We start from the raw sequence: 22,065 nt of genomic DNA, 5'->3' as shown, positions 1-22,065 counted from the left end.
CTCGGCGCTGTGGCACCGTCACTTTGAGGTGGTTGCCGCTTCGGCTCATCCACCGCTCCTCCTGCCCTCCTGCAGGGCAGCGGTGGATGCTACCTCCCTAGGCAAAGATTTACCCCGGATGGCTTAGGGGTTGCCTGGTATTCTTTGCCAGCTTACAAAGCAGGCCTACAACCAGGAGCGACATCCGTGGCCGACCTTCAGCCGTTCCGTGGGGTCCGTCCCGCCGAGGCGCTGGGACAGACGCTGTGCACGCCCCCCTACGACGTGGTGAGCACCGCGGAAGCGCGCGCCTACGCCGATGGCAACCCGCGCAGCTTCTTCCATGTCTCGCGGCCGGAGATTGGTCTGCCGCCGGGCACGGACGAGCACTCCGAGCCCGTGTATGTGCAGGGCCGGCGCAACCTGGAGCGCTTCTTCGCCGAGGGCTGGCTGCGGCAGGACGACGAGCCGTGCTTCTACCTGTACCGGCAGCGCATGGGCGCGCACGTGCAGACGGGCGTCGTCGCCCTGGCCAGGGTCGACGAGTACGACCAGGGCCTCATCCGCAAGCATGAGCTCACGCGCCCGGACAAGGAGGACGATCGCACCCGGCACATCGACACGCTCGGGGGCAATGACGAACCGGTCTTCCTCACGTATCGGGCCGTGCCATCCATTGGCGCGCTGATGGAGGAGGGGATGCGCTCCAGTCCCCAGTATGACTTCACCACCGAGGATGGCATTGGCCACACCTTCTGGAGGGTGAACGGGAGTCTCAACGCGCGGCTCACGGCGGCGTTCCACGAAGTACCCATGCTCTACATCGCGGACGGACACCATCGTTCGGCGGCGGCCTCACGGGTCCATTCGTTGCGCAGCCAGCGCGGTGAGAGCGGCGGACACAGCCGCTTCCTCGCGGTGGTCTTCCCGCACGACCAGATGCGCATCCTCGCCTACAACCGCGTGGTGAAGGATCTGAACGGGATGACGCCGGAGGCCTTCCTGTCGCGGCTGGGCGAGCGGTTCGAGGTGACGCGCGGGCAAGCGAAGAACCAGGACCGGGCGCACCAGTTCGGCATGTATCTGGAGGGAGCCTGGTATCAGCTCACCGCCAGGCCCGGCTCGTTCGGCGCCACGCCGACGGAGGAGCTGGACGTGAGCATCCTCCAGAACAACGTGCTGGGCGCGCTCCTGGGCATCCGTGATCCGCGCAAGGACGAGCGCATCCAGTTCGTGGGCGGCATCCGGGGTACGGAGGAATTGGAGCGCCTGGTGGACTCGGGCGCGTGGCGCGTGGCCTTTTCGCTCCCTCCGACGAGCCTGGATCAGCTCATGACGATCGCGGACGCGGGCGAGATCATGCCGCCCAAGTCCACCTGGTTCGAGCCGAAGCTGCGCAGCGGCCTCGTGCTGCACCTGTTCTGAACCCATGGGGCTCGAACATCTGGTCCGCTCGACCTGCGTGCGCTGCGGCAGCCACTACGGCACGCAAGGGGTCTACACGTGCCCTGGCTGCGGCATCGAGGGCATCCTGGACCTCGAGTATGACTATGACGCCGTGGCGCGGACGCTGACCCGCGAGGCGCTGCGATCCCGCGTAGGGAACCTGTGGCGCTACCTGGAGTTGCTCCCGGTGGACAGCACCCGGGAGCTGCCGCATCCCCACGTCGGCATGACGCCCATCTACGACGTGCCTCGGCTGGCGGCCGCGGTGGGCGTGAGGGCGTTGAAGGTGAAGGACGATGGCCGCAACCCCACGGCTTCCTTCAAGGACCGCGCGAGCGCTGTCGGTGTCCTCAAGGCCCGGGAGCAGGGGAGCGACGTCATCGCCTGTGCCTCGGCCGGCAACGCGGCTGCTTCGCTCGCGGGGTTCTCCGCGGCCATGGGCTTGAAGAGCGTCATCTTCGTCCCGGAGCGCACGCCCGAGCCCAAGGTGGCGCAGGTCCTCATCTTCGGAGGCACCGTCCTGCGCGTGAAGGGCTCGTATGACGACGCCTACGCGGTCTGCCAGGACGCCTGCGCGCGCTTCGGTTGGTACAACCGCAACTGCGCGGTCAATCCCTATCTCATCGAAGGCAAGAAGACCGTGGGCCTGGAGATGGCGGAGCAGCTCGGAGAGGAATTGCCAGACTGGGTGGTCTTCTCCGTGGGTGACGGCTGCACCCTGGCCGGAGCCTGGAAGGGGCTGTGGGAGATGCACCGATTGGGCTTCCTCTCCCGGCTGCCGCGCATGCTCGGCGTTCAGGCGCAGGGGAGCGCGCCCCTGGTGGACGAGTACGTCCGGCGAGAGGGCTCCATCCGTCCGGTGGAAGCCCGGACGCTCGCGGACTCCATCGCGGTGGGACAGCCGCGCAACTGGCGCAAGGCCTTGCGCGCCATCCACGAGTCGCGAGGCGCCATGCTCGCGGTGGACGACGCGAGCATCCTGGAGGCGATGCGGAGGACGGCTCGTCTCGCGGCGGTCTTCGCCGAGCCCGCGGGCGCTTGCGCGGTCGCGGGGCTGACCCACGCGGTGGAGCAGGGAATCGTGGGTCGCGACGAGTCCGCGCTGGTGGTCATCACGGGCAACGGACTCAAGGACGTCCGGAGCGCGACCGAGGCCTCCGCGCAGCCCATCGACCTGCCCTCGGAGATGGCGGGCCTGGAGCAGGTGCTCCGGGCGCGCCAGTTGATTTGATGTTGCCTGGGGCCTTCAGGCGCGCTTGCCGGACGGGGGATTGCGCACGAGGTCGAACTCCTCGCCGAAGTACTCCTCCCACTTCCGTGAGTTCTGCTCGCTCCGGGTGATGTAGGGCGACAGGCTGATGAGCTTCACCACCGTGCGGTTGAGCCCGGACAGCACCGGCGGCAGCGGCCTCAGGAAGTCCACGAAGAGCACCACGCGGTCCCCGTCGTTCTCCTTGCGCACTTCGTGTTCGTGGGTGTCGTCGAAGATGAGGCTTTGCCCCTCGCGCCAGGAGGCCGTCTTGTCGCCCACGCGGATGTGACACGCGTCCGCGGGCTCGGGGACCAGCAGGCCCAGGTGGTAGCGCAGCACGCCCTTGTAGTGCCCGGAGTGCGGGGGGATGTGCTTGCGGCCCCGGAGGATGGAGAACATGGCGCTCGTCATGCCCGGGATGCTCTCCAGCAGACGCGTCGTTTCCGGACACCGGCGGCAGTTGTCCTCGAACTTCACCCCGTAGCCGTAGAAGACGAACGTCTTCCACCTGTCATCCGTGGTCAGCTCGCGCTGCTCGGGCATCAGGTCCTGGAAGTTGGGGATGATCTCCACTCCCCGCATCACCGCGTCCAATTCCTGTCGGATGACCTTCCAGTTGCGCTCCATGCGGCTGGTGAAGGGAAACGCCGCGGGGTCGAAGAAGGTATTGTTTGCGTCCGGCCGCTGGTGGATGGCCTGGGTGACCTGCCTGGCCGTGAAGAGGGCCCCTTGCGTGAGGGCCGTGCCGGCCAGCTCCAGCGCCTGTTGTTTCAGCGCCTGACGCAGACCCGGGGGGCGCGGGGGGGGATTGTTCCCGGAGCTGGAGGGGCTTTGGGTGTCTTCCATGTCTGGCTTTCTGGAGAGGGATTGAAGGGTTGGAAGGGAACGGGTGGAGAAGGGCTCACGCCCGGACCATGTGCTGCTCGAGGGACTCGGCCAGCGCCTGGTCCTGTTCGGCGGCCTGGAAGCAGTCCTGCATCCGCTCCAGGGCGCCGCGGTACGAGGGCCCGCTGATGATCTCCTCCAACTGCTGGACGAGGAGGTCCGGCGTCAGCGTGTCGATGCGGGTGCGCACGCCCAGCCCGTGGTGCGCGACCCGCGCCGCCATGCCGGGTTGATCCCACTGGACCGGCAACACGACCATGGGCACGCCGAAGTAGATGCACTCCTTGATGCTGTTGAAGCCGCCGTGGGTCACCATCGCGGTCGCGCGCCGCAGCATCCGCAGCTGGGGCACGTGCTTCACGGACACGAGGTTGTCCGGCGTTCCTCCTGGGACCTCCTCCGTCCACTGGTTGGTGGCGACCACGAACTGCCAGCCCGGGCGCTGGCGGGCCGCCTGGGCGACGGACTGGTGGAAGCGGCGGGCCTGATCCGCCTGGTTGACCATCGTCCCCAGCGAACACACCACCAGCGGACGCTCCTCATCGAGCCGCTCCCAGGGGAAGTCCGGCTCCTGCCGCTCCAGGTCGATGCAGGGCCCCGTGAAGTGGAGGCCGGCGGAGGGCTTCGCGCCGCGGAACTCCACGAACTCCCGCGGGCAGGGCACGAGCAGGGGCTCGTGCGCGCCGGTGACGCGGCCGCCGAAGTCCAGGCTCGACACCGGGTAGCCATGCTTGCGCGCCAGCGCGCGCCGGAACTTCATCGAGTCCGGCTCAATGCCCACCCAACTGCCCAGCGAGCCCAGCTTCGTGTCGATCAGGATGCGTCCCCAGTCCACGGTGTTCCGGACGAGCGTGGGGAGCCGCTCGTCGGGGATGAGCCCCGAGCTGGTCGGTGGCGTCCGGGGCTCCCAGCGCAGGGGGATGCTCGTGCTCAGCGCCACGGTCGGCACCCGGTGGCCGTGGAGGACGAGGGCCTGCTCCGGCTGCAGGATGTCGATGACGCCCAGGTCCGGGCGCGTCCGCTCGACGATCGCGTCGAACTCGCCCTGGAGCATCGCCTCCAGCGTCTGCGTCTGCCTGCGGGCCAGCTCGCGCAGGAACACCAGCCTGGACAGGCCGCTCAGCGTGCCCAGCCGGGCATTGCTCCTGGCCTGGAAGCCCTTCGGGTAGAGGGACTCGAAGAGGCACTCGAAGCCGAAGCCCTCCGCGCGGATGAAGTCCTCCGTGTCAGGGAGGCTGCAGTAGATGATCCGGTGGCCGCGCTTCTGGAGCGCGCGGGCCATCTTGAACGTGGGGTTGATGTGCCCGCGCGCGGGCATGGGAACGAAGAGGATGGTGGACATGCCTGCACCTGGGAGAAGGGGCGGCTAACGCGGGCCGGGGTCGCGCAGGAGGGAGGGCTCCAGGAAGGCGGAGTCCGGCGGGTACCAGGCCCACGCGCCCGGCGTGGACCCTGGCGGGCGGGCTGACTCCGGAGTCGCGAGCGACAGCACGCCCTTGTCGAAGAGCGCCTCCAGCGGCGCGAGCGGGGGGGCCCCGCGCAGGACGTCGCCCGCGGAGTTGCCCAGCACCCGCGGCAGCAGCGCCTGTTCCTCCTCGCCCAGCCGATCATCGCGGTAGTCGGAGCGGAAGCGCCCGCTGGCCGCGTCGAGCCGGCGCACGGTGGGGCTCAGCCGCACGACCAGGTCCTCGAACGCCCAGTCCGGCCGCGCGGGGTCCGACTCCAGCCGGGCGATGCAGGCTCGGACGCTGGAGGAGAAGGCGGCGCGGGTGAAGGTGCGGCGGATCAGCGCGGCGCCCCGCTGGCAGGCCTCACGCAGGGGCGCTGGCGCGAGCACGTCCTGGAAGATGCGGGCCGCCAGGGAGGCGTAGGCGTCCGGGGCGCCAGCGGCCATCGCCTCGGTCTCGTGGACGAGGATGCCGTGGCCCGGCGGGAGCGCGTGGCGGTTGTTGCCCGCGCCGTTGGTGTAGACGGGACAGCCGTTGAGCACGGACTCCAGCACGTACATCCCGAAGGGCTCCGGGGTGGTGTTGTAGCAGAGCCCGAAGCGGGCCTCGCGCACGAGGCGGAAGAGGGCGGGCTGGCTCAGGTGCGGGACGGGCAGCAGCAGATCCTCCAGCGTCGCGTCCGCGGCCTGAAGCGCCTGGGCGAGCGCGTGCGCCTGGAAGGGGAAGTCGAAGCGGAGCACGTGTTGCAGCAGCGCGAAGTCCTGGGCGGCCACCACCAGCCGCACGGGAGGATGGCCGTGCTCGCGGGCTTGCGCGCGCAGGCCCAGGAGGATGGCGCAGACGGACTGCCAGTCCGCCTTGCCGGGCTGGATGGCGTGGCCCAGCACCTCGCCGCGGTCCAGCGCCTCCTGCACGGTCCGGGGCAGCTCGACGCCGGGGAGGCGCCCCTCGCCGTCGGGGGCCTCCAGGCACGGCAACGTCGGCACGAGGGTGCTTACGTTCGCGGCCCCGCGCGGATCCAGGCACCGCCGAGCGGACCAGTCCGGGGTCAGCAGCAGCGACGTGAGGGTGTCGTGGATGTAGGGCGACAGCGCCCCGTACAGGTCGATGAGCGGGTTGCCCAGCCACGTCGTGGGCTGGCCGTGGAGGCCGTGGAAGAACACGAACGTCCGCCGCGCCAGCTCCCTGTTGGGCGCGCGGATGCCCAGGCCCATGTCGCAGTAGACGGCCAGGTCCGCGGCGGGCCGGGAGTGCAGCGCCAGCACGCGCCGCGCGTTGGCCACCGGGATGCCGGAGTCCCCCGTGTTGGGGTAGTGGCGGTTGAAGCGCTCGACGTCGTGGCCGAGCGCTCGCAGCTCCTCCTCCATCCAGGCGTTGATGGCGCCCGCGACGCTCTGGAACGGCTCCGCCTCCAGGTACAGCCGGGTCCTCGTGCTCATGCGACCTCCCGTGACTTCGAGTCCGAAGGGGGCGGGGCCAGCGACCCCAGGGGCCGGTCCGGTTCCTCCACCACCTCCATCAACAGCGCCTGGAGCGCGTCCACCATCCGCGCGACCGTCGTCGCGTCGAAGAGCTCCGTGCGGTACTCCAGTTGGCCCGTGAGTCCTTCCGGGCCGTCCGTCAGCAGCAACTGCAAGTCGTTGAGCAGCAGGCCCAGGTCCGCGTCCAGCGGTTGGATCTCCAGCCCGGCCAGGGTGACCGCTGGCGCGGCGGAGGCGTGGAAGACGTAGCCGAGCGGGCTCAGCGGACGGCGGTCCACGACACCTGGACGCAGCAGCGACACCAGCTCCGCGTGGGGCAGGTCCTGGTGCTCGGAGGACTCCAGGTAGCTGGCGCGCACGCGCCGCAGGACCTCTCGGAAGGAGGGGTTGCCGGACAGGTCCGTGCGCAGCAGCAGGTAGCTGGCGAACATGCCCACCAGCGGCTCCAGCTCCGGGCGCGGGCGGTTGGCGTGCACGATGCCCACCACCGTGTCGCCGCACTGGAGCGTCCGCGCGAGGAACGTCTTGAAGGCCGCCAGCCCCAGCAGGAAGGGGGTGACGCTCTCGCGCCGGGCCAGCGTGTGGAACCGGGCGGACAGCGCGGGCGGGAGCGTGAAGCCGTGGCGTCCCTTGCGGAAGGTGCCGGCCTCCGGGCGCGGGCGGTCCAGGGGCAGCGACGCCGGCAAAGGCTTCTCCAGGCGGCGGCTCCACCAGTTGCGGTGGTGCTCCAGCACCTCGCCGCGCATCCACTCGCGCTGCCAGCGGGTGTAGTCGCGGTAGCTCACGGTGAGCTCCGGCAGCGGCGAGGGCTGCTCGTCGCGGAAGGCGGGGTAGAGCGCAGTCAGCTCTCGCAGCATCACTCCGCCGGACACCTGGTCGGTGAGTGCGTGGTGGACGGCGAGCATGAGGACGTGGCGGCTGTCCGTGACGCGGAAGAGGCGCGTGCGCATCAGCGGCCCGTGCTCCATGTCGAACGGGCGCCAGCCTTCTTCTTCCATCCGAGACATCAGCGCCTGCTCGCGCGTGTCCTCGGGCAGGGGGCGGAGATCCTCCATGGGGAGTTCCCACTCCGTGGGCGGGGCCACGCGCTGTACGGGCTGACCGTCCACGCTGGGGAAGGTGGTGCGCAGCGGTTCGTGGCGGCGCACCAGCTCTTCAATCGCGCGCCTCAGGGCCTCCACGTCGAGGGAGCCGTCCAGGCGCAGCGGGGTGAGCACCTGGTTGTAGACGCTCCCCGCGCCCATTCGCTCCGGGGACCAGTAGGCGGCCTGTGCGTGCGAGAGGGGGACTTCGCCGTCCTCGGTAGAGGGCGTGATGGGGGGCGGCCTCGCGAGTGAACCGCTGCGTGGGGCCCGGAGCCGATCCGCGAGGCGGGCCACGGTGGTGCGGTCGAACAGCTCCTGAAGCGACACGTCCACGTCGAACACGGCGCGCAGGCGCGCCACCAGTTGCGTGGCGAGTAGCGAGTGGCCGCCCAGGTCGAAGAAGTCGTCGTGGATGCCCACGCGCTCCACGCCCAGCAGCTCCGCCCACAGCGTCGCGAGCAGCTCCTCCACCGTGTCGCGAGGAGCGACCTGGAGCGCCGCCCGTGCGGGCGGAGTGCCCGGGACGGGCAGCGCGCGCGTGTCCACCTTGCCGCTGGCGGTGAGAGGCAGCGCGTCCAGGAACACGAACGCCGCCGGCACCATGTACTCCGGCACTCGCGCCTTGAGCATCGCGCGCAGTGGGGCTTCGTCGGGGGACTCGTCTCGAGAGACGACGTAGGAGACGAGGCGGAGGAGGGAGGGAGAGTCCTCGCGAAGGAGGGTGAAGGCGTCCAGGACGGAGGAGGAGTCGCGAAGGAGGGAGGAGACTTCGGAGGGCTCGATGCGGAAGCCGCGCAGCTTCACCTGGGAGTCGAGGCGGCCGAGGAACTCGAGGCGGCCGGAGGGCAGCCAGCGGACGCGGTCGCCAGTGCGGTAGAGGCGCTCGCCCGGCTCGCGAGAGAAGGGATGGGGAATGAACTTCTCCGCGGTGAGGGAGGGCTGGCCGAGGTAGCCGCGAGCAACGCCAGGGCCGGAGACGAAGAGCTCACCGGGGAGGCCGACGGGGACGGGGCGAAGGAGGGCGTCGAGGACGAAGAGGCGGACGTTGGGGAAGGGAGCGCCGATGGTGGGCTGAGAGGGAATGAGCTGCGACTCAATGGAAGCGCAGACAGTCACTTCAGTGGGGCCGTAGGCGTTGAGCAGGAGGCGCTGGGGGTGGACCCAGCGTGAGGCGACGGCAGCCGGGAGCGCCTCACCCGCGGAGATGACGATGCGCAGGGAGTCGAGGCCCGTGGGGTCGAGCTGAGCGAGGACGGAAGGCGTGAGGGTGACAGCGGAGATGGCGCGGTCGCGGAGCAGGGAGTGGAGGGGCGGCCCTGGGAGGAGCTGCTCGCGAGGAGCAAAGTGGAGGCAGGCGCCTGCGAGGAGGGAAGAGAAGACCTCGCAGACGCAGGCATCGAAGCCGATGGAGGCGAACTGGAGGACGCGGGAGGAGGAGTCGAAGTGGTGTTCGCGGACGGCGGCGAGGGCGGTGTTGGCGAGGCCGCGGTGGGTGAGGAGGGTGCCCTTGGGCTTGCCGGTGGAGCCAGAGGTGTAGATGACGTAGGCGAGCGAATCGGGCAGGGAGCGTGGAGGAGGCGGCTGGGTGGAGCACGAGGCCACCTGATTCCAATCCGCGTCCACGCACACCAGCACCCCGCTGTGCGCCGGCAGCTCATCCGCCAGATGATCCTGGGTGACGACCACGGGGGCGCCGGAGTCGGCGAGCATGAAGGCGAGGCGGTCTGAGGGAAGCGTCGGATCCAGCGGCACCCATGCGCCGCCGGCCTTGAGGACGGCGAGCATGGAGACGACGAGATCGAAGGAGCGCTCGAGGCAGAGCGCGACGCGGGTCTCGGGACCGACGCCGTAAGCGCGCAGATGCCAGGCGAGCTGGTTGGCGCGTGCGTCGAGCTGCTGGAACGAAAGGGTGTCGTCGCCAGCGGCGAGAGCGGCAGCGTCGGGAGTGCGGGCCACCTGCGCTTCGAAGAGCTGGTGGACGAGGCGCTCCTGGGGGAAGGCCACGTCGCTGGCATTCCACTCCACCAGCACCTGGCGCCGTGCCTCTTCCGTGAAGAGCGACAGCGCGCCCAGCGGCTGGTCGGGTGAGGCGAGCACCGCCTCCAGCGCGGTGCTCCAGTGCGCCAGGAGCTGGTCGATGGCTTCCGCGCTGAAGCGCGCCGGGTCGTAGCCCAGTCGCAGGAGCAGCTGGCGGTCGGGGATGACCATCGCCGCGAGCGGATAGTTGATGCGCTCCAGGAAGCTGATGTCGCGGATCGCCAGGGCGCTGCCCCGCTCGATGACGGACGTGTCCACCGGGTAGTTTTCGAAGACGAGGAAGCTGTCGAAGAGGGACGAGCCGCGCGGCAGCTCGCTCCAGCCCTGCACCTTCACCAGCGGGCTGTGCTCGTGCTGGCGCATCTCCGCCTGCCATGCCTGCAGCTCCTTCAACCACCGCAGCACCGGCACGTCCGGATCCATCCGCACGCGCACCGGCAGGGCGTTGATGAAGAGGCCCACCATGGACTCCACGTCCGTCAGCTCCGGCGGACGTCCGGAGACAGTGGTGCCGAAGACAGCGTCGGTCGTGCCCGCGCAGCGGCCGAGCACCAGGCCCCACGTCGCCTGCACCAGCGTGTTGAGCGTGAGCTGGTGGTCGCGGGCGAACGCCTGGAGCTCCAGGGTGCGCTCCGCGCTCAGATGGATCTCCCGCTCGCCGGGAGCCAGGGGCGCCGCGTCCGCGCTCACGGGCCGGGCGAGGGGCAGGGGCGTGGGCTCCGTGAAGCCTCGCAGCGACTTGCGCCAGAAGGCCTCCGAGCCGGCGTCGTCCCGGCGCTGGAGCCATGCCACGTAATCGCGGAAGGGAGGGCTGGACCGGTCCGGAAGAGGCTCGTCGCGCAGGAGCGCCTGGTAGGTGGTGAAGAGCTCCTGGAACAGCAGGCCCAGGCTCCACCCGTCCAGCAGCACGTGGTGGTACGTCCACACCATGCGCGTGACGTTCTCCTCCAGTCGGATGAGCGCCAGCCGCATCAGCGGAGGCCGGGACAGGTCGAAGCCCTGGGCGCGATCGCGGGCCAGGAAGTCTTCCAGCCGGAGCTGCTGCTCCGCCGGGGACGCGTCGCGCCAATCCAACTCCAGCCACGGGAGCGGGGCGCGGGCGCTCACCACCTGGAGCGGCTCGGCCAGTCCCTCCCAGAAGAGCGCGGTGCGCAGCAGGGGCTGACGCTCCACCAGCCGGTCCATGGCGCGGTGGAAGGCGTCGCGGTCCAGCGGCGCGTGGAACGTCCAGGTGAGCTGCTCCAGGTACATGCCCACCTGGGGCTCGAACAGCGCGTGGAAGAGCATGCCCTGCTGCATGGGCGACAGCGGGTAGATGTCCCTCGCGAGCGGCGCCGTCTGGAGGATGCGCTCCAGGGCGCTCGGGGCGAGGCGGGCCAGCGGGAAGTCCGCGGGGGTGCGCCGTTCCGCGTCCGTGCCCAAGCGACCGGCGATGATCCTCCGCAGGGCGTCGCCCCAGGCGGTGGCGAGCGCCTGGATGGTGGCGTGGGAGTGGAGCGCTTCGCTGTAGCTGACGAAGAGGTCCATCCGGCCGGAGAGCACGTAGCCGCCCGCCTCCAGCACGTGCGGCCGGCGCTCCGACTCGCCAATGGTCGGACCCGCGGACTCACGCACCAGGGTGAAGGGGCCCTCGGCGCGCGAGTCCGTGTCGAACTGGCCCAGGTAGTTGAAGCTGAGCTCCGCCGCGGGCAGGGCGCGCAGCCGCCGCGCTGCTTCGTCCTCGCGCAGGTAGCGCAGCAGGCCGTGGCCGAGTCCGCGCGACGGTACCTTCGCCAGCGCCTCGCGCACGGCGCGCACCGCGTCTCCCGGACTGGCCTCGGAGGGGACCTCCAGCAGCGCGGGGTACAGCGCCGTGAACCAGCCCACCGTGCGCGACAGGTCCACGTCGTCGAAGAGGTCCTCGCGGCCGTGGCCCTCCAGGTCCACCAACTGGCGCGGCTGGCCCGTCCAGGCCGCCAACGCCTGCATCAGCGCCGCGAGCAGCACGTCGTCGATGCGCGCCCGGTACGCGGCGGGCACGTCCTGCAACAGCAGGCGCGTCTCCTCCGCGCTCAGCGACACCGTCACGCCTCGTGCCGACGCGAAGGTGGCGTCGCCGCCGGCACCCTCCCGGGGCAGCGGGCGCACGCGCGAACGGGATGCGTCCAACCAGAAGGGCAGCTCCGCCGTCACCGCTGGCGAATGGGCGTGCGCCACCAGCCGCTCCGCCCACGCCTTGAAGGACGTGCTCTTGGGGGGCAGTGACACCGCGCGCCCCTCCTGGAGCTGCCGGTACACCGTGGCCAGGTCCTCCAGCATCGTGCGCCACGAGACGCCGTCCACCGCCAGGTGGTGGATGACGAGCAGCAGGCGTCCAGACTTCTCCTCCGACGGGTCCACCAGCGCCGCCGCCACCAGCGGGCCGTCCTCCAGCGAAAGGCCGCGCTGCAACTCCCCGGCGACCTGCTCCAGGCGCGCCGCGTCCACCCGCCGCACCACCACTCCGCCGGGGCCGGGCTCGGCGCACGTCTGCCGCCAGCCCTCCGCCGTCCAGGTGAGGCGCAGCCGGAGCGCGTCGTGGTGCGCGAGCAGGTGGCCCAGCGCCGCTTCCAGCAGCGGCACCTCCATCGGTTGGCGCAGCTCCAGCACCATGGCCTGGTTGTTGTGCTGCGGTGCCTTCAGCTCGCGCTCCACGAACCAGCGCTGGATGGGTGTGAGCGGCACCGGACCCACCACCGGCCCCTGCTCCCCGGTTGGCACGTCCGCCGGAACCACCAGCGGCGCAAGCTCCGCGATGGTCGGGTGCTGGAAGAGCTGCCGGGGCGTGAGGCGCAGGCCCACGCGGTGCGCGCGGGCGATGATCTGCAGGCTGACGATGGAGTCTCCGCCCAGCGCGAAGAAGTTGTCGTGCAGGCCCACGTTCTCCCGGCGAAGCACCTTCGCCCAGATGTCCGCCAGCCGCTGCTCCACCTCTGTCCGAGGCGCCACGAACGGCGTCCCCACCGAGCGCTCCAGCTCCGGCGCGGGCAGCGCCCTTCGGTCCACCTTGCCGTTGGACGTGAGCGGCAGGGACTCCAGCGCGACGAGCGCTGCGGGCACCATGTAGTCCGGCAGCCGCTGCTGAAGGTGCTGGCGCAGCGTTTCGATGTCTGGCGTCTGGCCCACGGCGGGCGTCACGTAGCCCACCAGCCGCTTGCCGCCCGGCGCGTCCTCGCGCGCCACCACCACCGCTTCGCGCACGGAGGGGTGCAAGGCCAGCGCGGTTTCAATTTCTCCCAGCTCGATGCGGAAGCCGCGGATCTTCACCTGCAGGTCCGAGCGGCCCAGGTACTCCAGCTGCCCGTCGGCGCGTACGCGCGCCAGGTCTCCCGTCCGGTAGAGGCGCTCTCCGGGGCGCGTGGCGAAAGGGTGCGGCACGAAGCGCTCCGCTGTCAGCTCCGGACGGTGGAGGTAGCCGCGCGCCAGGCCCGGGCCTCCCACGTACAGCTCGCCCGGGATGCCCACGGGCTGGGGCTGGAGGCGCGAGTCCAGGACGAAGGTCTGGAGGTCCGGGATGGGCACACCCACGATGCTGCCCGAGCCCCCTTCCGCGTCGGCCGTGTGCACCACGCGGTAGGTGACGTGGACCGTCGTCTCGGTGATGCCGTACATGTTGATCAGCCGGGGCCGCGCGTCCCCGTGCCGCGCGAACCAGGGCCGCAGGCTGGCGAACTCCAGGGCCTCGCCGCCGAAGATGACGTAGCGCAGGGACAGCGCGCCGGGCTCGTCGGAGGTCGCGTCCGCGTGGAGCAGCTGGCGGAAGGCGGAGGGCGTTTGATTGAGGACCGTCACCCTCTCGCGGCGCAGCAGCGACAGGAAGCTCTCCGGCGAGCGGCTCACCCAGTAGGGCACCACCACCACGCGCCCGCCGTACAGCAGCGCGCCCCACAGCTCCCAGACGGAGAAGTCGAACGCGTACGAGTGGAAGAACGTCCACACGTCCTGTGCGCCGAAGCCGTACCAGGGCTCCGTGGCGGTCATCAGGCGCACCACCTGCTCGTGCGCCAGCTGCACGCCCTTGGGCCGGCCCGTGGATCCGGAGGTGTAGATGACGTACGCCAGGTTCTCCGGGGCGACTCCCGCGTCGGGGGCGTGGACGGGCTCCGCTTCGAGGCCGCGGTCGTCCAGCAGCACCACGTGTGCGCCGTGCGCCGGCAGCGCTCCCTGGAGAGAAGTCTGGGTGACGAGCACCGGGACGCGGGTGTCCTCCAGCATGAAGGCCAGGCGATCCATGGGGTACGACGGATCCATGGGGACGTAGGCGCCGCCTGCCTTGAGGATGGCGAGCAGGCCCACCACCATGTCCAGCGAACGCTCCACGCACAGCCCGACGAGCGTCTCCGGCCCCACGCCGAAGGAGCGCAGGCGCCACGCGACCTGGTTGGCGCGCGCGTCCAGCTGCCGGTAGGTGAGGTGCTGCTCGCCGCAGGTGGCGGCGAGGGCGTCCGGCGTGAGGGCCACCCGCGCCTCGAAGCGCTGGTGCAGGGTGGGGCCTCGCGCGAAGCCCTCGCGCGGGGTGTTCCACTCCACCAGGTGCTGGTGGCGCTCGGCTTCGGTGAGCAGCGGCAGCTCCGCCACGCGCCGCTCCGGGTGGGCGGTGACGTCGCGCAGCAGCACCTCCAGGTGCCCCAGCAGCCGCTCCGCGGTGTCCGGCTCGAAGAGGTCGGCGTTGTACTCCAGTCCCAACTGCTGGCCCTGCTCACTGTCGGTGACGTAGAGGGTGAGGTCGAACTTGGCGGTGCGCCCCTCCACGGGCAGCGGGCGCATCGTCAGCCCCGGCAGGGCCCGCTCCAGCTCCAGGCCGTGCTGGTGGACCAGCATCACCTGGAACAGCGGCGTGCGGCTCAGGTCGCGCTCCGGCTGGAGCACCTCCACCAGTCGCTCGAAGGGCACGTCCTGATGGGAGAAGGCGCCCAGCACCGCCTCACGCGCCTGGGCGAGCAGCTCGCGGAACGAACGTTCGCCGTCGATGCGGGCACGCAGCACCAGCGTGTTGATGAAGAGGCCGATGAGCCCCTCCAGCTCCGGGCGCCCGCGGCCGGACACGGGCGTGCCCACGCCCAGGTCGTCCTGGCCAGAGTAGCGGAACAGCAGCGCCTGGAGCGCGGCCAGGTACGTGGTGAAGGGCGTGACGCCCTCGCGGCGGTGGAAGGCTCGCAGCGCGTCCGACAGGTCGCGCGGCAGCCGGCGGGTGGCCACCGCACCCTTCGATGTGACGAGCGCGGGACGCGGCCGATCCGTGGGCAGCTCCAGCGCCCGGGGCATCCCGTCCAGCTGCTGGCGCCACCAGCCGAGCTGCGCGTCGAGCACATCACCCTGGAGCCAGGAGCGCTGCCACACAGCGTAGTCCGCGTACTGCACCGGCAGCGGCGGCAGCGGTGAAGGTTCGTCGCGGAGGAAGGCGTCGTGCAGCACGGCCAGCTCGCGCAGGAGCACCTCCAGCGACCAACCATCGGAGACGATGTGGTGCAGCGTCAGGAGCAGCACGTGACGCCGGGGCTCCAGGCGCAGCAGCGTGACGCGCATCAAGGGGCCACGGGCGAGGTCGAAGGGCCGGTGCGCCTCTTCGACGGCGAGCCTGCGCGCCTCCTGCTCGCGCTCGGTCGCGGGCAGCGACTCCAGGTCCACCACGGTGAGGGGCGCGGAGGCCTCCGCGTGCACGCGCTGCTCTCCGCCGTGCTCGCCCTGGAGGAACGTCGTGCGCAGCGGCTCGTGGCGGCGGACGAGCTCCTGGAAGCACCGCTCCATCAGGCCCACGTCCAGCGCTCCCTCCAGCTCCAGCGCGGCGGGGATGTTGTAGAGCGGGCTGCCGGGCTGCCACTGATCCAGGAACCACATGCGCTGCTGGGAGAAGGACAGGGGCAGCGCGCCGTCGCGCGGCACGGGGCGAGGAGCCGGAGTTGAGCCTTCCTCGGGAGTCCGTGTGTCCACCAGGACGGCGAGCTTCGCGACCGTGGGCGCGTCGAAGAAGGCGCGCAGGGGCAGCTCCACGCCGAAGGTCTCCTGCACGCGAGCCACCAGGCGTGTGGCGAGCAGGGAGTGGCCACCGAGCGCGAAGAAGTCGTCGTGCGGGCCCACGCGCTCCAGCCGCAGCACGCGCGCAAAGAGGCCGCACAGCAGCTGCTCCGTGCGGGTCCGTGGCGGGGTGGAGACGCGCGTCGCCTCCATCGCGGCGGTTGGCGCGGGCAGGGCCCGGCGCTCCAGCTTGCCGTTGGCGGAGAGCGGCAGCGCGGCCATCACCACGAAGGCCGCGGGCACCATGTACTCGGGCAGCCGTTGCTGGAGGTGCTGGCGCAGCGTGGCCGTGTCGGCTTCTTGGCTCGGGCCGGGCACCACGTAGGCCACCAGGCGCGGCTCGCCCGGCACATCCTCGCGCGCCACGACCACCGCCTCGCGCACGGCGGGGTGCAGGCCGAGGCAGGCTTCGATTTCGCCCAGCTCGATGCGGAAGCCGCGCAGCTTCACCTGGAAGTCGGTGCGGCCCAGGTACTCGATGGCTCCGTCGGGCCGGTAGCGCGCCAGGTCTCCCGTCCGGTAGAGGCGCGCACCGGGCTGTGTACCGACGGGGTCCGGCACGAAGCGTTCAGCGGTGAGGTCCGGCCGGTGGTGGTAGCCGCGCGCCAGGCCCAGGCCTCCAATGTAGAGCTCGCCCGGGATGCCCACGGGCACGGGGCGCAGCCTCGCGTCGAGGACGTGCAGACGCAGGTTCGTGATGGGACGGCCGATGGGGACCGTGCGCGACGGGTCGCCGTGTTCGCACGTCCAATGCGTGACGTCGACGGCCGCCTCCGTGGGGCCGTAGAGGTTGAACAGCCGCGCTGGCAGCCGCTCCAGGCAGCGCCGCGCGAGATCCGGGGGGAGGGCTTCGCCGCTGGAGAAGATGCGCTGGAGGGAAGCGCAGGATTCCAGTCCCGGCTGCTCCAGGAAGACCTGGAGCATGGACGGCACGAAGTGCAGCGTGGTGATGCGCTCCTCGGCGATGGTGCGCGCCAGGTAAGCAGCGTCCTGGTGGCCTCCGGGGCGAGCCATGACCAGCCGCGCGCCAGTCATCAGCGGCCAGAAGAACTCCCACACGGAGACGTCGAAGCCGAAGGGCGTCTTCTGCAGGACGGCGTCACCGGGTGTGAGCGAATAGGCGGACTGCATCCACGCCAGCCGGTTGTGGATCGCGGCGTGGGTGTTGAGCGCGCCCTTGGGCCGGCCGGTGGAGCCCGACGTGTAGATGATGTACGCGGCGCCCTCGGGCGCGACGGCAACGCGGGGCCGGTGCGTAGGCGCGCGCGCGACGGTGTCCCAGTCCGAGTCCAGGCACACCACGCGCCCGGAGGTCGTGGGCAGTGAGGGCTTCAGACTCTCCTGGGTGAGGAGCACCGGGGCCTTGGCGTCTTCCAGCATGAAGGCCAGGCGCTCGGCCGGGTACGACGGATCCATCGGCACCCAGGCACCGCCCGCCTTGAGGATGGCGAGCAGGCCCACCACCATCTCCAGAGAGCGCTCCACGCACACGGCCACCGGCACTTCCGGGCCCACGCCCAGCGAGCGCAGGTGGTGCGCGAGTTGGTTGGCGCGGGTGTCCAGCTCCCGGTACGTGAGCCGCTGGCCTTCGAACACGACCGCCGGTGCGTCCGGCGTGCGGTCCACCTGTGCCTCCACGAGCTCGTGCAGCCTCGCTCCGGCCGGTGCCTGCGTGCCGGTGTCGTTCCACGCGACGAGCAGCGTCTGGCGCTCTGCGGGCGTCAGCAGCGGCAGCTCGGAGAGGGGCGCTTCCGGCCGCGCCACGATGCCGGTGAGCAGCTCCTGCAGGTGGCCGGCCATGCGGGCCACCGTGGCCGCGTCGTAGAGGTCGGTGTTGTATTCGAAGGAGAGGCCCAGCCCTTCGGGGTGGTCGGTGAAGGCCAGCGACAGGTCGAAGCGCGCGGTGCGGCTCTCCACCTCCAGCGGGAGCAGGGTCAGGCCCGGCATCGCGCCGGTGAGCTCCAGCCCCTGCTGGTAGATGATCATCACCTGGAAGAGCGGCGAGCGGCTGGGGTCGCGCTTCGGCTGGAGCGCCTCCACCAGCTTCTCGAAGGGCACATCCTGGTGCGCGAGCGCGCCGAGCGTGGACTCGCGCGCCTGGGCGAGCAGCTCCCGGAAGGAGAGCCCCGGCCGTGGCCGTGCGCGCAGGACCACGGTGTTGATGAAGAACCCGATGAGCCCTTCCAGCCCCTGCTGCTCACGGCCCTCCACGGGCGTGCCGAGCGCGAAGTCCTCCTGGCCAGAGTAGCGGTGCAGCAGCACCTGCGTGGCCGCCAGCAGCGTCACGAAGGGCGTGACGCCCTCGCGGCGGTGGAAGGCGCGCAGGGAATCGGAGAGGGCGCGCGGCAACCGGGTCTCGCTCACGGCGCCGCGGTGGCCCTGGGTCGCGGGCCGGGGGCGATCCGTGGGCAGCTCCAGCGCCTGGGGCATCCCGTCCAACTGCTGGCGCCACCAGCCGAGCCGCGCGTCGAGCACGTCGCCCTGAAGCCAGGAGCGCTGCCACACGGCGTAGTCCGCGTACTGCACCGGCAGCGGTGGAAGCGGTGACGGCTGTCCCCGCTGGAAGGCGTCGTAGAGCGCGGCCACCTCGCGGAGCAGCACCTGGATGGAGCGATCATCCGAGACGATGTGGTGCATCACCCCGAGGAGCACGTGCTCCTGTTCCTCCAGCCGCAACAGCGTGAGCCGCAGGACCGGTCCCGCCGACAGGTCGAAGGGCCGCTGCGCTTCCGCGTCGGCGAGCCTGCGCGCCTCGGGCATCCGCTCGGCGGTGGGCAGGCTGCTCACGTCGATGACTTGAAGCGGAATGGACCGCGCCGGGTGGATGAGCTGGTGGGGCTCCTCCTCCGTGGAGTCGAAGGTGGTGCGCAGGGATTCGTGACGGCGGATCAGTTCGTCGAAGGCGGACTGGAGCGCGGGGAGGTGGAGGGCGCCGAGGAGCCGGAGCGCGGAGGGGACGTTGTAGAAGGCGCTCTGGGGCTGCCAGCGGTCGAGGAACCAGAGTCGCTGCTGGGCGAAGGAGAGAGGCGGGGGCGCGCCATCGCGAGGTGTGGGGCGAAGCGGAGGCGCGGAAGAAGAGAAGGAGGAGTCGCGAAGGGCGTCGAGGCGCTGGGCGAGGAGCGCGGGAGAAGAGGCCTCGAAGAGGGCGCGAAGGGGCAGCTCCAGGCCGAGGGCTTCGCGCACGTGGGCGACGAGGCGGGTGGCGAGGAGTGAGTGTCCACCGAGGGCGAAGAAGTCGTCGTCGATGCCGACGCGCTCCAGCCGCAGCAAGCGAGCGAAGAGGCCGCAGAGGAGTGCCTCGGTGCGCGTGCGGGGCGGGACGAAGGATGCGGCGAGAGAGGCGTCTGCGTCGGGGAGAGGAAGGGCCTTGCGGTCCACCTTGCCGTTGGAGCTGAGGGGCAGGGTGTCGAGGAGGACGAAGGCCGAAGGCACCATGTACTCGGGCAGGTGCGAGGCGAGCGACGCGCGGACTTCGGAGACGTCGAGAGGCAGGCCCGGGCGCGGGCAGAGGTACGCGACGAGACGCGCGTCACCGGGGGAGTCCTGGCGAACGAGGACGACGACGTCACGCACGGCGGGCAGCCCGCGCAGAGAGGCTTCGATTTCACCCAACTCAATGCGGAAGCCGCGCAGCTTCACCTGGAAGTCGATGCGGCCCAGGAAGTCGAGGGAGCCGTCGGGAAGCCAGCGGACGCGGTCACCGGTGCGGTAGAGGCGCGCGCCGGGTGAGGAGGCGAAGGGGTCCGGAATGAAGGAGACGGCGGTGCGGGAAGCGTCGAAGAGGTAGCCGCGGCCGACACCCGTACCCGCGACGAAGAGCTCGCCCGGAATGCCGAGGGGGCAGGGCCGAAGGAGGGAGTCGAGGACGTAGAGGCGGGTGTTGCAGACAGGGCGGCCGATGGGGACAACGGAAGAGGCCGGAGGTGAGGAGAGGAAGGCGTGGGTGACGTCGTCGGAGCACTCGGTGGGGCCGTAGGCGTTGACGAGGGGAATGGCGGGCCACGCGAGAAGCCAGCGGCGAGCGGTTTCGGCGGGAAGGGCCTCTCCGGTGGGAAGCATGAAGCGCAGGCGAGAAAGCGCGGGACGTGCAGCGCCGCGAGAGTCCGCTTCCTCGAGCAGAGCATTCAGCAGGGAGGGGACGGACTCGACGATGGAGACGGCGTGGGCCTCCAGCGCATCAAGCAGTGAGCTAGGAGAGTGGGCAACGTCGTCGCCAAGCACCAGCGTCTGGCCACCGACGAGCAGGGCAACGAAGGACTGCCAGACGGAGATGTCGAAGCACTGGGACGCCGTCTGGGCGACGACGTCCTTGGGCCCGAGGCCGAGTGCAAGCACCTTGGCATGCAGGTGGTTGAGCATGCCGCGCTGCTCGACCATGGCGCCCTTGGGGGTGCCGGTGGAGCCCGAGGTGAAGATGACGTAGGCGAGGTGTGAAGGAGACGCGCGAGGCGAGAGGCGCGAAGAAGGAACGTCCGCGTTCAGGGAGGCTTCGAGCGAAAGGACGCGCGGGCGAGAGTCCTCGGGCAACAGCGCGAGTGCGGAAGCCAGCAGCGGCGCGAAGACATCGGCGACGAGGACGAAGGGAGCGCGGCTGAGGGAGAGAATCTGGGCGAGGCGCTGAGGCGGGTGGAGCGGGTCGAGGGGCAGCCAGGCAGCGCCGGCCTTGAGGACGCCGAGGTTGGAAGCGACGAAGTCGCAGCCACGAGGGGCCAACAGAGCGACGAGGGAATCGGGCTGGACGCCAGAGGCGACGAGGTGGTGTGCGAGGCGGTTGGAGCGAGCGTCGAGGGCGCGGTAGCTGAAGGAAGAAGACGCGTCGCGGACGGCGACGGCGTCGGGAGCGCGGTCGGCCTGGCCTTCGAAGAGCTGATGGAAGCAGGCGTCGAGCGGCACGTCGGCGTGGGTGCGGTTGAAGTCGAGGAGCACCTGACGCTGCTCGGCCTCGGGCATCAGCGGCAGTGAGGCCAGGGACGCCTCGGGGCGCGCGACGGCGGCCTCCAGCACCGTGCGCAGGTGCTGGGTGAGGCGCGCGATGGTCGCTTCCTCGAACAAGTCGGTGCTGTACTCCACGTGACCGACGAGCCCGCCTCGCTCCACCTCCACCAGCGACAGGGTGAGGTCGAACATCGACCGGCCCGCGGTGCTCTTGATGGCCTCCAGCGCCAGGCCTCCCAACTGGGGACGGCCCTGCGGCTTCTGGAGGATGAGCATCACCTGGAACAGCGGCGTGTAGCTGAGGCTGCGCCGGGGCTGGAGCTCCTCTACCAGCTTCTCGAAGGGTACGTCCTGGTTGTCGAACGCGCCCGTCGCGGCCTCACGCACCCGGCCCAGCAGCCCCAGGAAGGTGGGATCGCCGGACAGGTCCGTGCGCAGCACCAGCGTGTTGAGGAAGAAGCCGATGAGGCCCTCCAACTCGGCCTGGCTCCGGCCGGCGCTGGGCGTGCCCACGCAGACCTCGTCCTGCCCCGAGTACCGGTGCAGCACCGTCTGGAAGGCCGCGAGCAGCACCATGTAGAGCGTGGCTCCGCTGCGCCGGCCCAGCGCCTTGAGCTGCTCCACCAGCGCGGCGGGCAGCTCCACGCGCAGCTCCGCCCCCTGGAATGTCTGAACGGCCGGACGCGGCCAGTCCGTGGGCAGCTCCAGCACCTGCGGCGCGCCGCTCAGCCGTGCCTTCCAGTAGTCCAGCTGACGCCGCAGGGCCTCGCCCTCGCGTCCCTGCTGCTGGCGCGCGAAGTCCGCGTATTGCAACGGCAGTGCTGGAAGCACTGGCGCGGTGCCGGCGACGAAGGCTTCGTAGAAGACGCCCACCTCGCGGATCAGCACTTCGATGGACCAGCCGTCGGAGACGATGTGGTGCATCGTCAGGAGCAGCACGTGCTCCTCCGGCGATAGCCGCAGCAGCCGGGTGCGTAGCAGCGGTCCGCGCGTCAGGTCGAACGGCCGTCGCGCCTCCTCCGCCATTCGCATGCGCGTCTGCTCCTCGCGCTGCTCCAGCGGCAGGCCCGTCAGGTCCTCCGGTGCCAGCGCCAGTGTCAGTGACGGCTCCGCCACCTGCACGGGCTGACCGTCCTGATCCATGAAGCGCGTCCGCAGTGATTCATGGCGCTCCACGAGCGCGTTGAAAGCGCGCCCGAGGGCTATCACGTCCAGCGGCCCGCGCAGGCGGAACGCGGCCGGGAGGTTGAACAGCGTCGTCCCGGGCTCCATCCGATCCAGGAACCACAGCCGCTGCTGGGCGAAGGACAGCGGCGACGGTTCGGACGCCGCGCGCGCGGGCCTCGGGGCTGGTGCAAGGTCCTTCGCCGGCGCACCGGAGGCCTGCTGCCGTTCGGCCATCTTGCGCAGCAGTTGCTCGCGCTTTTCGGGAGGAAGGTGGGCGATCCGGTTGCGAATGTCGCTCATGGTGCTCGGTCGGTGAA

6 protein-coding genes are annotated in these 22,065 nt (G+C 70.7%); 2 read left to right on the top strand and 4 right to left on the bottom strand.

Annotation, left to right across the window (positions count from 1 at the left end; all coding sequences use genetic code 11):
* Positions 1-186: 186 nt before the first annotated feature.
* Entirely contained in the window at positions 187-1,404 is a 1,218-nt protein-coding gene (locus D7Y11_RS08540) for a DUF1015 domain-containing protein (RefSeq protein WP_126933439.1), read from the top strand.
* Between the two features lie 4 nt (positions 1,405-1,408).
* Positions 1,409-2,656, top strand: a complete 1,248-nt coding sequence (locus tag D7Y11_RS08535) for a threonine synthase (protein WP_126933438.1) — start codon at positions 1,409-1,411, stop codon at positions 2,654-2,656.
* Positions 2,657-2,671: 15 nt separating this feature from the next.
* On the opposite strand, the gene D7Y11_RS08530 is transcribed toward D7Y11_RS08535, so the two are convergent.
* From D7Y11_RS08530 to D7Y11_RS08515, 4 genes are read right to left on the bottom strand one after another with little or no spacing between them, the layout of a single operon-like run.
* Positions 2,672-3,523, bottom strand: a complete 852-nt coding sequence (locus D7Y11_RS08530; protein WP_121776331.1) for an aspartyl/asparaginyl beta-hydroxylase domain-containing protein — start codon at positions 3,521-3,523, stop codon at positions 2,672-2,674.
* Between the two features lie 55 nt (positions 3,524-3,578).
* Positions 3,579-4,904: a glycosyltransferase gene (locus D7Y11_RS08525; RefSeq protein WP_120574211.1), complete on the bottom strand. Its 1,326-nt coding sequence runs from the start codon at positions 4,902-4,904 to the stop codon at positions 3,579-3,581.
* Between the two features lie 24 nt (positions 4,905-4,928).
* Positions 4,929-6,449, bottom strand: coding sequence for a hypothetical protein (locus D7Y11_RS08520; RefSeq protein ID WP_120574210.1), 1,521 nt, complete (start codon positions 6,447-6,449; stop codon positions 4,929-4,931).
* Positions 6,446-22,048 (bottom strand): non-ribosomal peptide synthase/polyketide synthase, encoded by a 15,603-nt coding sequence (locus tag D7Y11_RS08515; RefSeq protein WP_126933437.1) that lies wholly within the window; start codon positions 22,046-22,048, stop codon positions 6,446-6,448. The genes D7Y11_RS08520 and D7Y11_RS08515 overlap by 4 nt, the downstream gene beginning before the upstream one ends.
* Positions 22,049-22,065 lie beyond the last annotated feature (17 nt).

The organism is Corallococcus sp. AB018 (assembly GCF_003986945.1).
Taxonomy (GTDB): Bacteria; Myxococcota; Myxococcia; order Myxococcales; family Myxococcaceae; genus Corallococcus; species Corallococcus exiguus.
Note: the sequence above shows the minus strand (reverse complement) of the source record. Positions and strands in the feature narration are given on the sequence as shown.

Coding starts and splice junctions, on each gene's coding strand:
- D7Y11_RS08535 (WP_126933438.1), top strand. CDS start 1,409: ATGGGGCTCGAACATCTGGTCCGCTCGACCTGCGTGCGCTGCGGCAGC.
- D7Y11_RS08530 (WP_121776331.1), bottom strand. CDS start 3,523: ATGGAAGACACCCAAAGCCCCTCCAGCTCCGGGAACAATCCCCCCCCG.
- D7Y11_RS08525 (WP_120574211.1), bottom strand. CDS start 4,904: ATGTCCACCATCCTCTTCGTTCCCATGCCCGCGCGCGGGCACATCAAC.
- D7Y11_RS08520 (WP_120574210.1), bottom strand. CDS start 6,449: ATGAGCACGAGGACCCGGCTGTACCTGGAGGCGGAGCCGTTCCAGAGC.
- D7Y11_RS08515 (WP_126933437.1), bottom strand. CDS start 22,048: ATGAGCGACATTCGCAACCGGATCGCCCACCTTCCTCCCGAAAAGCGC.